This window comes from Methylobacterium sp. NMS14P, assembly GCF_028583545.1.
Classification (GTDB): domain Bacteria; phylum Pseudomonadota; class Alphaproteobacteria; order Rhizobiales; family Beijerinckiaceae; genus Methylobacterium.
Genome location: NZ_CP087106.1, coordinates 4,383,465 through 4,397,216 on the forward strand (window position 1 = coordinate 4,383,465; position 13,752 = coordinate 4,397,216).

Consider the following 13,752-nt stretch of genomic DNA (forward strand, 5'->3'; position numbering starts at 1 on the left):
GGATCGAGCTACTGATACGCCTGCTGCAGGTCGACCGTACAGTCCCGGCCGATCCGCTCGTAGTTCTCGGCGAGCCACGCCTGCGCGGCGGCGCGTCCCTTGTCGCGCAGGCGCTTGAACACGGTCCAGCGGGCGTCGAGCTTGGAGGCGGCGTTGTAGTCCTCCAGGGCGTCGGTGCCGTCGATCCGGTGCACCAGGACCCGGCGGTACTGGCCCTGCCCGAGGGTGCCCTCCTCGATCAGCCCGTCGAGGAAGTCGATCGCCCGCAATTCCCGCATCAGGTTGGCGTTGAAGGTGATCTCGTTGAGCCGGTCGCGGATCTCCGCCTCCGTGCGCGGGGTCTCGCGCCGCTCCACCGGGTTGATCTGGACGAGTACGATGTCGCGGGTCTGGGCGCCGCGATGCAGGGGGTAGAGCGGCGGGTTGCCGAGGTAGCCGCCGTCCCAGTAGGGCACGCCGTCGATCTCCACCGCCTGGAAGACCGTCGGCAGGCAGGCCGAGGCCATCAGGTGGTCGACGGTCAAGCGCTCGCGCTCGAACACCGCGAGCTTGCCCGTCCAGACGTTGGTGGCCGAGACGAACAGGCCCGCCGTGTCGGCCTCGCGCAGGCGGTCGAAATCGACCTGCTCGGCGAGCGCCTTGCGCAGCGGATTGATGTTGAGCGGGTTCGACACGTAGGGGCTGGGCGCCAGCATCTTGGCCCAGAACTCGGCCACCGGATTGCCCTTCCACAGGCTGAACAGGCCGCTCACGAGGTTGCGCTGGGCCGGCCCCAGGTCGCCGTCGAGGCTGACCTCGCGCCAGAACCGCTCCAGTCCCTCGCGGGCCCCGTCCGGGCCGCCCTTGAGCCAGCCATCCACCAGCACGACGGCGTTCATCGCCCCGGCGCTCGCCCCCGTCACCGCCTCGAAGCCGAGGCGTCCGTCCTCGATCAGGGCGTCGAGCACGCCCCAGGTGAAGGCGCCGTGCGCGCCGCCGCCCTGGAGCGCCAGCGCCACCGGCTTCTCGGCCCCGGGCCCGGCCAGCGCGGCGCCCGGCGCCTGCGCGGGCTGCGCCTCGATCGCGTCCGTGACGGGCGATTCGGGAACGGCGGTGACGGGGTTGTGCGGCTCGGCGCCGCCGAATTGCTCGCTCATGTCGGCCTCCTGATCCGCAACATAGATGGAACACAGATGGGATGCTGCAATGCAGCATCAACCATGCGCGGGGATTGCGACGGGGCACCCGCCCCCGGGTCGGTACCCGGGTTGGCATCCAGATCGGCACGCCCGTCGGCATGAGCGAATCGGCAACAGGGGCTGACGAAAACCGGCCGGCAGCGCGCCGGACGCCGCCCGGACGTGCAGAAAACTCGACATCCGCGCCCGGATACGACATGACAGCCGCGATGCTGTCCTGCGCGATGCTGCCCCGCGCGGCGCCGGGTTGACGCGGCGCCGGGTCATCCGCAGCTAACCCGCGGCAGCCCCGAAGTTCCGGCGAGGCGTGTCCCCGGGACCGGCCCGGCAGCCGTCACGGCTCCGGCACCCGCGAGGCGCGCCCGCGAAAGTCCACGATGGAAGTCATGGAAGCCACCCGTTCCGAAATCCCCGCCGACAACCCGCTGGCCGGCGGCGGCCCGGAGATCGCCGGCCCCGCCCCGCGCCACCGCACCGTCGGCGTCACGGTCGGCGAGGGTGACGGCGCGGTCACGGTCGGCGGCGGTGCCCCGATCGTCGTCCAGTCGATGACCAACACCGACACGGCCGACATCGACGCCACCGTGGCGCAGGTCGCCCAGCTCGCCCGGGTCGGCTCGGAACTCGTGCGCATCACCGTCGACCGCGACGAGGCGGCCGCCGCCGTGCCGAAGATCCGCGAGCGCCTCGACCGGATCGGCGTCCACGTCCCGCTGGTGGGCGACTTCCACTACATCGGCCACAAGCTGCTCGCCGACCACCCGGCCTGCGCCGAGGCTCTGGCCAAGTACCGGATCAACCCCGGGAACGTCGGCTTCAAGGACAAGAAGGACACGCAGTTCTCGTCGATCATCGAGCAGGCGATCAAGCACAACAAGACCGTGCGGATCGGCGCCAACTGGGGCTCCCTCGACGGCGAGCTGCTCACCCACCTGATGGACGAGAACGCCAAGCTGCCGCGGCCGATCGATGCCCGCGCGGTCATGCGCGAGGCGATGGTCCGCTCGGCGATCGGCTCGGCCGACCGGGCCGTGGAACTCGGCCTGCCGCAGAACAAGATCATCCTCTCGGCCAAGGTCTCGGCGGTGCAGGACCTGATCGCGGTCTACCGCGAGGTCGCGCGCCGCTCGGACTACGCGATCCATCTCGGCCTGACCGAGGCCGGCATGGGCTCGAAGGGCCTCGTCGCCGCCTCGGCCGCCATCGGCGTGCTCCTCCAGGAGGGGATCGGCGACACGATCCGCTACTCCCTGACCCCCGAGCCGGGCGGCGACCGGTCCGTCGAGGTCAAGGCGAGCCAGGAACTCCTCCAGACGATGGGGTTCCGCACCTTCGTGCCGATGGTGGCGGCCTGCCCGGGCTGTGGCCGCACGACCTCGACGACCTTCCAGGAGCTGGCCCGCGACATCCAGAACTGGATCGTCACCTCGATGCCGGAGTGGAAGAAGACCTATCCGGGCGTCGAGGGGCTGAACGTCGCCGTGATGGGCTGCATCGTGAACGGCCCGGGCGAATCGAAGCACGCCGACATCGGCATCTCGCTGCCCGGGACCGGCGAGACCCCGACCGCGCCGGTCTTCATCGACGGCAAGAAGGCGATGACGCTCCGCGGCCCGACACTGGCCAAGGACTTCGAGACGGTCGTGATCAACTACATCGAGCGCCGATTCGGCCAGCAGGGCGGGACCCGCACCGCCGCCGAGTGAGGCGTGGGGCGGGTCGATGCGGACGTCCTTCGACACGGAGGACGCGCTTCCCGCACCGTCACTCCGGAGCGCCGCGGGCGAACCCGGAACCCGGACGCGCCGTCTCTGACAGGCTCGGCGCGTCGCGTTAACGCTGACGTGGCGGCCCGCCGCGCCGAGACCCAGCTCCGCGATCTTCGCAGGTGCACACGGTTTCCGGGCGCACGAGGGCATGATAGCAAGGCCGCACGATCCCGCGAGCGGTCGGCCCGGTGGCCGGCCCGCACGGTTCGGCGGAGTCTTCGCGTGTTCTGCCCGGCCCCGACTGGCCCCTGAGCCGAACCGCGAAGCGCCGGCCACGCCCGAGCTTCCGACATCCGCATGAGCCACACCTTCGCACCCGGCGTAGCCGCCCAGCCCGCGCCCGCAGCCCCCGACGCCGCGCGCGCGGCCGCCCAGGCGGCGGACGAGACCGGCGCTCCGGCGCCGACGCACGGGCCCGCTACCTCCGGCACCCTCGATGCCCCCGAGAAGGCCGAGACCCAGCACGGCCATGCCGGGTTCTGGACGCTGCTGGTCGGCTCCGTGGGCGTCGTCTACGGCGATATCGGCACGAGCCCGCTCTACGCGTTCCGCGAGGCGCTGGTCCCGGCCCGGACCGACGGCATCCTGCTGCCCGAGGAGGTGATCGGCACCGTCTCGCTGATCCTCTGGGCCCTCTTCATGATCGTGACGATCAAGTACGTCGCGATCCTGCTGCGCATGGACAACAACGGCGAGGGCGGCATCCTCTCGCTGATGGCGCTGGCCCGGAAGGCGCTCGGCGGCTCGCGCATCGTGTTCATGCTGGGGCTGCTGGGCGCCTCGCTGTTCTACGGCGACGCGGTGATCACCCCGGCGATCTCGGTCCTCTCGGCGGTGGAGGGCCTGAAGCTCGTCACGCCCGCCCTCGACGACTACGTCCTGCCGATCACCGTGGTGATCATCGTCGCGCTGTTCCTCGTGCAGAACCGCGGCACCGCCAAGGTCGCGGCCTTCTTCGGGCCGATGACCATCGTGTGGTTCCTCGCCATGGCGCTCGCGGCCCTGCCGCACATCGCCCTCCATCCGGAGGTCTTCCGCGCGGTCAACCCCGCGCACGCCGTGGTCTACCTGCTCGGCCACGGCACCGGGGCGCTGGTGGCGCTGGGCGCCGTGTTCCTGGCGGTGACCGGCGCCGAGGCCCTGTTCGCCGATCTCGGGCATTTCGGCCGCAAGCCGATCCAGGTGGCGTGGGTCTGCCTCGTCTTCCCGGCGCTCGCCCTGAACTATCTGGGCCAGGCGGCCCTGGTGCTGGAGAAGCCCGACACCGCCGACCCGTTCTTCCAGCTGGTGCCGGCCTGGGGCCTGCTGCCGATGGTGGTGCTGGCCACGCTCGCCACCGTGGTGGCGAGCCAGGCGGTGATCACCGGCGCGTTCTCCCTGTCCCGGCAGGCGATCCAGCTCGGCCTGCTGCCGCGGCTGGAGATCCGCCACACCTCCGAGTCGCATGCCGGTCAGATCTACCTGCCGCAGATCAACTCGCTGCTGATGATCGGCGTCGTGCTGCTGGCGGTGCTGTTCAAGACCTCGTCGTCGCTGGCCTCGGCCTACGGCATCGCGGTGACCGGCACGATGCTGCTCACCGCCTCCATGACCTTTCTGGTGATCTGGCGGATGTGGGGCTGGTCGCCGCTGGCGGCGGCCGCCGTGATGCTGCCCTTCATCGTCCTCGAGTTCCTGTTCCTGCTCTCCAACCTGATCAAGGTCGTGGAGGGGGGCTACGTGCCGCTCCTGCTGGCGGGCGGCCTCGTCATCCTGATGTGGACCTGGGTGCGCGGGGTGACGATCCTGTTCAACAAGACCCGCAAGACCGACGTGCCGCTGGTCGAGCTGGTCGGCATGCTGGAGAAGAGCCCGCCCCACCACGTGCGCGGCACCGCGGTGTTCCTGACGAGCGACCCGGAGATCGCCCCGGCGGCGCTCCTGCACAACCTCAAGCACAACAAGGTGCTGCACGAGAAGAACGTGATCCTCACCGTCGAGACGGTGGACACGCCGCGCTCGAACGAGGCCGACAAGGTGCGGATCGAGCCGGTGGGTCCGCACTTCTACCGGGTCGTGATGAAGTTCGGCTACATGGAGACGCCGAACATCCCGAAGACCCTGGTGCTGCTGCGCCGCCAGGGCTTCAAGTTCGACATCATGGCGACATCGTTCTTCCTGTCGCGCCGCTCGATCCGGCCGGCGGCGCATTCCGGCATGCCGCTCTGGCAGGACCGGATCTTCATCACGCTGGCCAAGAACGCCAACGACGCCACGGACTTCTTCCAGATCCCGACCGGGCGTGTGGTGGAGGTCGGGACGCAGGTGACGGTCTGAGGGCCGCGCCGTCACGGTCATCGGCGCGCGCGTCCTGACGATCCGAGGTCCGGACGGCGATGTCCCTGTCCCGGTCCGGCTCCGCGCCGGAACACGCGGACGGGCACTGGATCTGCCGCGACACCATCGATCGGCCCGAGCGGCCGCGGGACCGTTTCGGAGCCGGCGCCGACGCGCTGCAGGCGCTCCATCTGGCGATGCAGAGGATCGGCATCGATCTCTGCGGCGGCGCGGCCCATAAGGCCGGCGTCCTGATATGGGAGAAACCCGGTGACGGGTACGGCTTCCCTATACCGAAGGATGGCCGCGGTCTCTTGGTCGGCGCCGACAGGACCTTCGAGGGGTGAGCTGCCGGCTCGACGAAGATCGACAGCGGGCGCCCGCCATCGCGCGAAGCGAAACGCCCCCGACTAAGGTGCGGTCCTCGGGCGCCACGCGGAGCCAAGTGCCTCGCCCCATCCGCGGCCACGGCGCGCGGTGGACTGGCCCGTCGGCCCGAACCGACCCGCCTTCGTCTACTTGTAGATGATCGCCCATGTGCGCCGCCGCACGCGGCATGACCCGCGCGCAGAGGCTCCGGGATGACCGGCCGCGTCCCCGCGTTGCGCCCACCCCGCCGCGTGCCTTAGAATATTTATTATTCTGAGCTTGAGCGTTCGCCCCGCGGCCTGTCCGCAACGGGGAACGTGAGCCGGCTAAGCCGGTCGTGGCCCCCGGCCCGGCTCGGACCCGACTGATCGCCGCTCCGGCGCCGCCAGACAGGACGCAACGATGATCAAACTCACCGTGAACGGGGCTGCGCGCAGCTTCGACGGCGACCCCGACATGCCGCTGCTGTGGTACCTGCGGGACGAGCTCGGGCTCACCGGCACCAAGTTCGGCTGCGGCGTCTCCCTCTGCGGGGCCTGCACCATCCATCTCGGCGGCGCGGCGACCCGCGCCTGCATCACGCCGGTGTCGGCGGCCGCGGGCCAGGAGGTCGTCACCATCGAGGGGCTGTCGCCGGACGGCAACCACCCCGTGCAGGTGGCGTGGCGCGACCAGAACGTCGCCCAGTGCGGCTTCTGCCAGTGCGGCCAGATCATGCAGGCGGCCGCACTCCTCAAGGACACGCCGAAGCCCACCGACGACGACATCGACACCACGATGAGCGGCAACATCTGCCGCTGCGGCACCTACCCGCGCATCCGCACCGCGATCCATCAGGCCGCCGGCCAGACGGCGCCCGCCAGCAAGGGAGAGCGCCTGTGATCCACGACGCCAAGCTGAGCGCCGAGCGCACCGCCGGCACCACGCCGGCCCTCGACAACGTCAGCCGCCGCGGCATCCTCGGCGGCGCCGGCGCGCTGGTTCTGGCGCTCTCGCTGCGCCCCGCCCGGGCCGACGAGACCCAGACCAAGGAGCAGAAGGAGCAGAAGTTCGGCGCCGACGGCATGCCGCACGGCTGGCGCGACGATCCGAAGATCTTCGTCGCCATCGCGCCGGACGGCACCGTCACGGTGACCAACCACCGCTCCGACATGGGCCAGGGCATCCGCACCTCGGTGGCCTTCACGGTCGCCGACGAGCTGGAGGCCGACTGGTCGAAGGTGAAGGTCGTCCAGGCCTGGGGCGACGAGACCCGCTTCGGCAACCAGGACACCGACGGCTCGCGCTCGACCCGCCACTTCTTCCAGCACTTCCGCCACGCCGGCGCCGCCGCGCGGCTGATGCTGATCCAGGCGGCGGCCAAGCAGTGGGGCGTGCCGGCCTCCGAGGTGACGGCCGTCAACCACACGCTGACCCACGCTAAGTCGGGTCGCACCCTCGGCTACGGCGCGGTCGCCAAGGCCGCCGCCGAGCTGCCGGTTCCGACCGACGTCAAGCTGAAGGACCCCAAGGACTTCCGCTACATCGGCACCGGCAAGGTCGGGCTGATCGACAACTTCGACATCACCACCGGCAAGGCGATCTACGGCCTCGACACCAAGCTCGACGGGATGCTGTACGCGGTCGTCGCGCGCCCGGCCGTCTACGGCGGCAAGGTGAAGTCCTTCGACGACGGCGAGGCCAAGAAGGTCCCGGGCGTCGTGAAGATCTTCAAGATCGACGGCGGCGAGATCCCGTCCGAGTTCATGCCGCTCGGCGGCGTGGCGGTGGTCGCCAAGAACACGTGGTCGGCCATGAAGGCCCGCGACGCCCTCAAGATCACCTGGGACGACGGCCCGAACGCCGGCTACGACACCGACGCGTTCCGCAAGGAGCTGGAGGCCGCCGCCCGCAAGCCCGGCAAGGTCGTGCGCACGCAGGGCGACGTCGACGGCGCCATGGCGAAGGCCAAGACCAAGGTTCAGGCCGAGTACTTCGTGCCCCACCTCGCCCAGGCGCCGATGGAGCCCCCGGCGGCCGTGGCCCGCGTGAAGGACGGGTTCTGCGAGGCCTGGGCCTGCGTGCAGGGTCCGCAGGCGGCCAACGACCGCCTGATGAAGGCGCTCAAGCTGCCCGACGACAAGGTCAAGGTGAACGTGACGCTGCTCGGCGGCGGGTTCGGGCGCAAGTCCAAGCCCGACTACGTGGTCGAGGCGGCGCTCTGCTCGCAGGCCGTCGGCGGCGCGCCGGTGAAGCTCGCCTGGACCCGCGAGGACGACCTCCACCACGGCTTCTACCACACGATCTCGGTGGAGCACCTGGAGGCCGGCCTCGACGAGAAGGGCATGCCGGTGGCGTGGCTGCACCGCTCGGTGGCGCCGACGATCGGCTCGATCTTCGCGCCCGACCCGAAGCACGAGCTGCCGTTCGAGCTCGGGATGGGGCTGGTCAACACGCCGCTCAACATCCCGAACATGCGGCTGGAGAACCCCGAGGCCGCCGCGCATGTCCGCGTCGGCTGGTTCCGCTCGGTGTCGAACATCCCGCACGCCTTCGCGATCCAGTCCTTCGTGTCGGAACTGGCGCACGCCGCCGGCCGCGAGCCGAAGGAGTACCTGCTCGAACTCATCGGACCCGATCGCAAGATCAGCCCGACCGAGATCGGCGACGTCTGGAACTACGGCGAGGATCCCAAGCGCTACCCGATCGAGACCGGGCGCCTGCGCGGCGTGATCGAGGCGGCCGCCAAGGGCGCGGGCTGGGGACGGCAGATGCCCAAGGGCAGCGGCCTCGGCGTCGCCGGCCACTACAGCTTCGTCACCTACACGGCGGTGGCGGCCGAGGTGGAGGTCGACGACAAGGGTCAGGTGACGGTGAAGGCGATCGACATCGCGGTCGATTGCGGGCCGCAGGTGAACCCGGAGCGCATCCGCTCGCAGATGGAGGGCGCTGTGGTCATGGGGATGGGGCTCGCCCTCACCTCCGAGATCACCTTCAAGCAGGGACGGGCGGTGCAGAACAACTTCGACGGCTACGAGGTCCTCCGGATCGACGCCGCCCCGAAGGCGGTTCGCGTGCACCTCGTGCCGACCGGAAACTGGGACGGCCCGCTCGGCGGCGTCGGCGAGCCCGGCGTGCCGCCGGTGGCGCCGGCCATCGCCAACGCGATCTTCGCGGCCACGGGCCGGCGGGTGCGGCAGCTGCCGATCCGCGATCAGCTGAGCGCCTGAACCGCCACCCGTCGCGAGGCGTTGGGGCCGTGGGGGAACCCGCGGCCCCACGTTTTTGGAAAGTACCCGACCCGATGATGCGTCCCGCCCTGACGGCCTGCCTGACCCTGATCCTGACGGCGGCCCCCGCCCTCGCCTCGCCCTGCGGCGACCGGATCGACAGCGTCTCCAAGCGGGTCCAGGCCGAGCTGACCCAGTCGATCTCCGCCTCGACCAGCGGCCAGGGCAACGCAGCCAAGCGCGGCGGCGAGGGCGTCACCGGGACCGAGGGCCAGCGGGCGAACGAGTCGCCGCAGGCGCCGCCGGAGAAGTCGGCCCAGGCCGGCCAGGGCGCGGACGCCGCCCAGCAGGCGAAGGTCGCCCTGGAGGAGGCGCGCACGGCGGATCAGAAGGGCGACGCGAAGGCGTGCGAGGCGGCGCTCACCCGCGCCGAGCAGCAGCTGAAGAAGGCGCCGTGAGGCGCTGATACGCTTTTTGGTTGTCCGCTTCGGTCCCACCGTCTCTGCGAGCGGAGCGAAGCAACCCAGGGTCACGCCAGGCCTTCCGAGGTCGCGCTGCCCTGGGTCACTTCGCTTCGCTCGTGATGACGGAGAGAGCGACACCCGGAGCCTTCGTCATGTCCGAGCCGGCCCGTCACGGCAGGCTCAGTGCCGGCCGCAAGCGCGATTCGATCCGCGTGACGTACGCCCGGGGAAAGAGCCCGATCACCGCCCCAGCGCGCTGATTTCGATCACGAACTTCCGCCGCAGCGCCCGCGCGAAGTCGCCGTAGCCGGCGGCCGCCAGCAGGAACGCCCCCGGGCCGCCGATGACGTGCGCGCGGTACCACTGCTCCAGGCCCGTGCGCTCCTGCGGCAGCGGGGTCGGGAGCAGGCCGTAGCCGGGCGCCCGGTAGGCACCGGCCCCGACCACGTCGTTCTCGCCCGGTACCAGGATCGGCAGGCCGTTGATCGTCGCGCCGGTGTCGAGCAGCGACCGGTGCGCCTCCGCGAGGCTGTCGGCGTCGGTGCAGTTGTCGATCCCGTCGCCGGAGACGTCGACCACCACGCGCTCGGCCGGGACCGGAAGCGCCGGGAGCACGGCGGCGGTCACCGTGCGGAACATCTGGCCGAGGCAGGTGAACTCGCCCGCCTGCCGCGGGGTGGCCCGCACCAGGGCCGCGGTCGCCGCGGCGTCGGCCCGGCCGGCGATCCGCCGCCAGCCGACCGCGAGGTTCGCCCGGTCCGCCCAGGTGACCATCGCGAACAGGATCCCGCCCGGGTTGCCGGTGATCGCGCCGAGGACCGACGGATCCTCCAGGGCCTCGGCGATGCCCTCCATCTGCAGCCGGAAGCGCGCGTCGTCGACGGATTGCGACACGTCCACCGAGACGACCAGCGCGGTGGCGACGCTCTCGGGCGCGGCGGCGGCCGGAGCCAGGCCGAGGAGCAGGAGGCCGGCGCTCCGCAGCGCGCCGCGGCGGATCCGTCGCGAACCCGTCCGCATCATCGGCCTCGGCGCTCCCGGAAGGCGCGGCCCTGCGGCCGTCGCGCATCCGTTAGGCCACGTTTCGACGTCGCGCGAAACCGGCCTTTCGGGGGGCCCGCCGCGCGGACCCACCGGTCGGACCGACGCGCCGCGGGACGGACCCGGATGCGCGTCGGCAGGTGTCATTCGGGCGCGAGGCCCGGCCCCGTTGAGGAGGGTTCGCTCCGGCGGCGGTAGCCCGCTCATCTCGGAGGTCGCCCGTCCTCCGGCCCCATCCCTGGGCCGGCCGCGGGGTCGTCGAGGGCGGCCTCGGCCGCCCCGGAAGGCGGCTCAGGCCGCCGCGGCCGCGAGGGCGTGCGGGTTGCCGTTCAGGCCGGCGCAGAGATCGTCGATCTCGGCGAGGTCCAGCGCGTCGCCGGCCCGGCCGGCGATGGTGTCGATCAGGTGATCCTGCCGGGGGTCGAAGGGGTGACCCTGCATCCGGTAGAACTGGTAGTAGCGCAGCGCCGCCAGGACGGTGTCGCGCTCGCGGTCGGTTACGGTGAAGTGCTGCATGGGTAGTTGCTTCCCCTTGTGGCTTCAACGAACGCTCGGGTAGGCCGCGACGCCGATCCCGAGCTTGACTGTTGTAACCCGTGGGCAACTGCCCGACCAGTTCTTGACAGCTCGCGCCGATGTGATTCGCGTCATTTAAGATTGCGGTCCTATCCCGGATCGGGCGTGCACGGATCGGGAAACCTTTTCCGCACAACGGCTTGGCAGGCCTGTTCGCGAGCGCCGCGCGGTCGCGCCCTCCTAGAGGCCGAGCTCGGCCAGGTAGCGCGGCAGCGCGGCGCTCGCCGGCCCGTAGCGGGCATCGTCGAAGGCGTCGGCGTTGTCGGACGGCTCCAGGTTGACCTCGCAGGTCGGGATGCCGAGGGCCCGGGCCTGCCGCACGTAGCCCGCCGCCGGGTAGACCGCCCCCGACGTGCCCGCGGCCACGAACAGGTCGGCCGCGGCCAACGCCGCCTCGATCGCGTCGAGGTGCATCGGCATCTCGCCGAACCAGACCACGTCGGGCCGCAGGCTGCCCGCCGCGCCGCAGGCTGGGCACTCATCCGCCCGGCTCAGGTCGGCGCGCCACGGCGTGACCGCGCCGCAGGCGCAGCAGCGGGCCTTGAGCAGCTCGCCGTGCATGTGGGTGACCGCCCGCGAGCCGGCCCGCTCGTGCAGGTCGTCGACGTTCTGGGTGCACAGGAACAGCCGCCCGCCCCGGTCGGCGATCCGCGCCTCGGCCCGCGCCAGGGCGCGGTGCGAGGCGTTCGGCTCGGCCGCGACCACGCCGCGGCGGCGATGGTCGTAGAAGTCGAGCACCGTGTCGGGGTCGGCCGCGTAGGCCTCCGGGGTGGCGAGCTTCATCGGGTCGAACCGCGCCCAGATCCCGTTGCGATCCCGGAACGTGCCGAGCCCACTCTCGGCCGAGACGCCGGCCCCGGTGAGCACGAAGATCGTCCTGGGATGGTCCGTCACGCGCGGCTCCTGTTCGCCCGAGAATGGCCGGATATGTCCGCTGGTTGGCGGCGCGGTTTCTTTCCCACTGGGTCCCGCCGATGAATGCTGCGACTCGCTTCACCGAGCGAGAGACACGAAATGTCCGATGTTGCGCTGCTGGTCATCGATGTCCAGGAATCCTTCCGGCACAGGCCCTTCTGGAACGACGCCGATGTCCCGCCCTTCACCGCGCGCCTGCAGGCACTCATCGACGGCGCCGCCGCGCGGCGGATCCCGGTCCTGCAGGTCTTCCACGTGGCCGAGAGCGGCCCGTTCGCCATCGCCTCCGGCCATGTCCGCACCCTCGAGCCGGTCGTGATCGCGCCGACGGCCACGTTCCACAAGCGCCGGCACAGCGCCCTGGTCGACAGCGGCCTGTCGGGCTGGCTGATGCAGCACGGCATCCGCCGGCTGATCGTGTCGGGCATCCGGACCGAGCAGTGCTGCGAGACCACGGCCCGCCACGCCTCCGACAGCGGCTGGCAGGTCGACTATGTGACCGAGGCCACCCTCACCTTCGCCATGACCCACCCGGACGGCCGCCGCTTCGGCGCGGACGACATCAAGGCCCGCACCGAGCTGGTGCTGACCGACCGGTTCGCCCGAATCGCCACCGTGGCCCAGGCGCTCGCCGGCCCGGACCTGCCGGTCGCCGCGTGAGCGGGGCGGCGCGGCACATCCCGGTCCTCGTGGTCCTGCCGCCGCGCGCGCTGCTGCTCGACCTCGCCGGCCCGCTGGAGGTCCTGCGGATCGCCGGCACCGTCCAGGACCGGGTCGGCTTCGCGGTGGCGTACGCGGCGCCGCGGGCGCGCACCCGCTGCTCGATCGGGCTCGACCTGGGCGGTGCCGGACCTCTGCCGGATACGGTGGCCGATGGCACGATCGTGATCCTGCCGGGCTCCGCGACGTGGGTGCTCGGCGACGCGCCCGACGCGGCGGCCGACGCCGACGCGGAGGCCGAGATCGTCGCGTGGCTCCGCGCCGTCATCCGGCCGGGCCACATCGTGGCGACCGTGTGCGAGGGCGCGCTGCTGGCGGCGCGGGCCGGGCTCCTCGACGGCTACGCCTGCACCACCCACCATGCCAGCTGCGACCGGCTGACGGCGGCGGCGCCCCGGGCCCGGGTCCTGGAGAACCGCCTGTTCGTGCAGGACCGCGACCGGTACAGCAGCGCCGGCGTCACGGCCGGCATCGACCTGATGCTGCACCTCGTGGCGGAGTGGGCGGGCCCGGCGACGGCGGTCGCCGTCGCGCGGACGCTCGTCGTGTACATGCGGCGCGGGCCCGACGATCCCCAGCTCTCGCCCTGGCTCGAGGGGCGCAGCCATCTGCACCCGGCGGTGCACCGGGCCCAGGACGCGATCGCCGCCGACCCGGCCCGGGACTGGTCGCCGGCGCTGCTAGGCCGGGTTGCGGGCGCGAGCCCGCGCAACCTCGCGCGGCTGTTCCGGCTCCACGCCGGCATGACCGTGACGGACGCGGTCAACCGGTCCCGCGTCGCGCTGGCCCGGGATCTGATCGCGCAGAGCGACCTCGGCCTGGAGCGGGTCGCCGAACGGGCCGGCTTCGGCTCCGCCCGGCACATGCGGCGCGTCTGGCGGCAGTTCCACGCGGCGGCGCCGTCGAGCCTGCGCACCGGATCCTCCGACGAGACCTCCGCGCAGCTCATCCAGCGGCCTGTCGGCCGGGGTTCGGTACGGCCCCCCGCGAGACAATCGTCCTTGCGAGCGGAGCGAAGCAATCCAGGGTAGCGCTCCGCTTTCCGGCGTCGCGCGACCCTGGGTCACTTCGCTGCGCTCGTGATGACGGGAGAGCGACGACGGCCGAAGGCTTCGGCTGGAACCGCGTGCGTCAGGCCGTGCCGCTCGCGGCCCGCTGGACCCGAACGGCCGCCTGTGACCTCCTGCGGTGCCGA

General features: G+C 71.6%; 12 protein-coding genes. 8 read left to right on the forward strand and 4 right to left on the reverse strand.

Features of this window, described 5'->3' with window-relative positions:
- Positions 1-8: 8 nt before the first annotated feature.
- A complete protein-coding gene (locus tag LOK46_RS20780) occupies positions 9-1,136 on the reverse strand; it encodes a patatin-like phospholipase family protein (RefSeq protein ID WP_273560318.1) in 1,128 nt (375 codons plus the stop codon).
- 419 nt (positions 1,137-1,555) lie between these two features.
- Here LOK46_RS20780 and ispG point away from each other — a divergent pair, with 419 nt between their 5' ends.
- From ispG to LOK46_RS20810, 6 genes are all read left to right on the forward strand, one after another.
- Positions 1,556-2,884: a flavodoxin-dependent (E)-4-hydroxy-3-methylbut-2-enyl-diphosphate synthase gene (gene ispG, locus LOK46_RS20785; RefSeq protein ID WP_273560319.1), complete on the forward strand. Its 1,329-nt coding sequence runs from the start codon at positions 1,556-1,558 to the stop codon at positions 2,882-2,884.
- A gap of 360 nt (positions 2,885-3,244) precedes the next feature.
- On the forward strand, positions 3,245-5,263 hold the full coding sequence (locus tag LOK46_RS20790) for a potassium transporter Kup (RefSeq protein WP_273560320.1): 2,019 nt from the start codon (positions 3,245-3,247) through the stop codon (positions 5,261-5,263).
- Positions 5,264-5,322: 59 nt separating this feature from the next.
- Entirely contained in the window at positions 5,323-5,610 is a 288-nt protein-coding gene (locus LOK46_RS20795) for a DUF6968 family protein (protein WP_273560321.1), read from the forward strand.
- A gap of 424 nt (positions 5,611-6,034) precedes the next feature.
- Complete coding sequence (locus tag LOK46_RS20800) at positions 6,035-6,514, forward strand: (2Fe-2S)-binding protein (protein WP_273560322.1); 480 nt, start codon at positions 6,035-6,037, stop codon at positions 6,512-6,514.
- Positions 6,511-8,841, forward strand: a complete 2,331-nt coding sequence (locus tag LOK46_RS20805) for a xanthine dehydrogenase family protein molybdopterin-binding subunit (protein WP_273560323.1) — start codon at positions 6,511-6,513, stop codon at positions 8,839-8,841. The genes LOK46_RS20800 and LOK46_RS20805 overlap by 4 nt, the downstream gene beginning before the upstream one ends.
- A gap of 74 nt (positions 8,842-8,915) precedes the next feature.
- Positions 8,916-9,299 (forward strand): hypothetical protein, encoded by a 384-nt coding sequence (locus tag LOK46_RS20810; RefSeq protein ID WP_273560324.1) that lies wholly within the window; start codon positions 8,916-8,918, stop codon positions 9,297-9,299.
- 246 nt (positions 9,300-9,545) lie between these two features.
- Here LOK46_RS20810 and LOK46_RS20815 read toward each other — a convergent pair whose 3' ends face one another.
- From LOK46_RS20815 to LOK46_RS20825, 3 genes are all read right to left on the reverse strand, one after another.
- Positions 9,546-10,325, reverse strand: coding sequence for a DUF1194 domain-containing protein (locus LOK46_RS20815; protein WP_273564654.1), 780 nt, complete (start codon positions 10,323-10,325; stop codon positions 9,546-9,548).
- A gap of 312 nt (positions 10,326-10,637) precedes the next feature.
- Complete coding sequence (locus LOK46_RS20820; RefSeq protein WP_147854742.1) at positions 10,638-10,862, reverse strand: hypothetical protein; 225 nt, start codon at positions 10,860-10,862, stop codon at positions 10,638-10,640.
- A gap of 240 nt (positions 10,863-11,102) precedes the next feature.
- Positions 11,103-11,816 (reverse strand): Sir2 family NAD-dependent protein deacetylase, encoded by a 714-nt coding sequence (locus LOK46_RS20825; RefSeq protein WP_273560325.1) that lies wholly within the window; start codon positions 11,814-11,816, stop codon positions 11,103-11,105.
- Between the two features lie 120 nt (positions 11,817-11,936).
- Here LOK46_RS20825 and LOK46_RS20830 point away from each other — a divergent pair, with 120 nt between their 5' ends.
- Together LOK46_RS20830 and LOK46_RS20835 are read left to right on the forward strand one after the other, a co-directional pair.
- Positions 11,937-12,497: an isochorismatase family protein gene (locus tag LOK46_RS20830; RefSeq protein ID WP_273560326.1), complete on the forward strand. Its 561-nt coding sequence runs from the start codon at positions 11,937-11,939 to the stop codon at positions 12,495-12,497.
- Positions 12,494-13,588, forward strand: coding sequence for a GlxA family transcriptional regulator (locus LOK46_RS20835; RefSeq protein WP_273560327.1), 1,095 nt, complete (start codon positions 12,494-12,496; stop codon positions 13,586-13,588). The genes LOK46_RS20830 and LOK46_RS20835 overlap by 4 nt, the downstream gene beginning before the upstream one ends.
- The last annotated feature ends 164 nt before the right edge of the window (positions 13,589-13,752 follow it).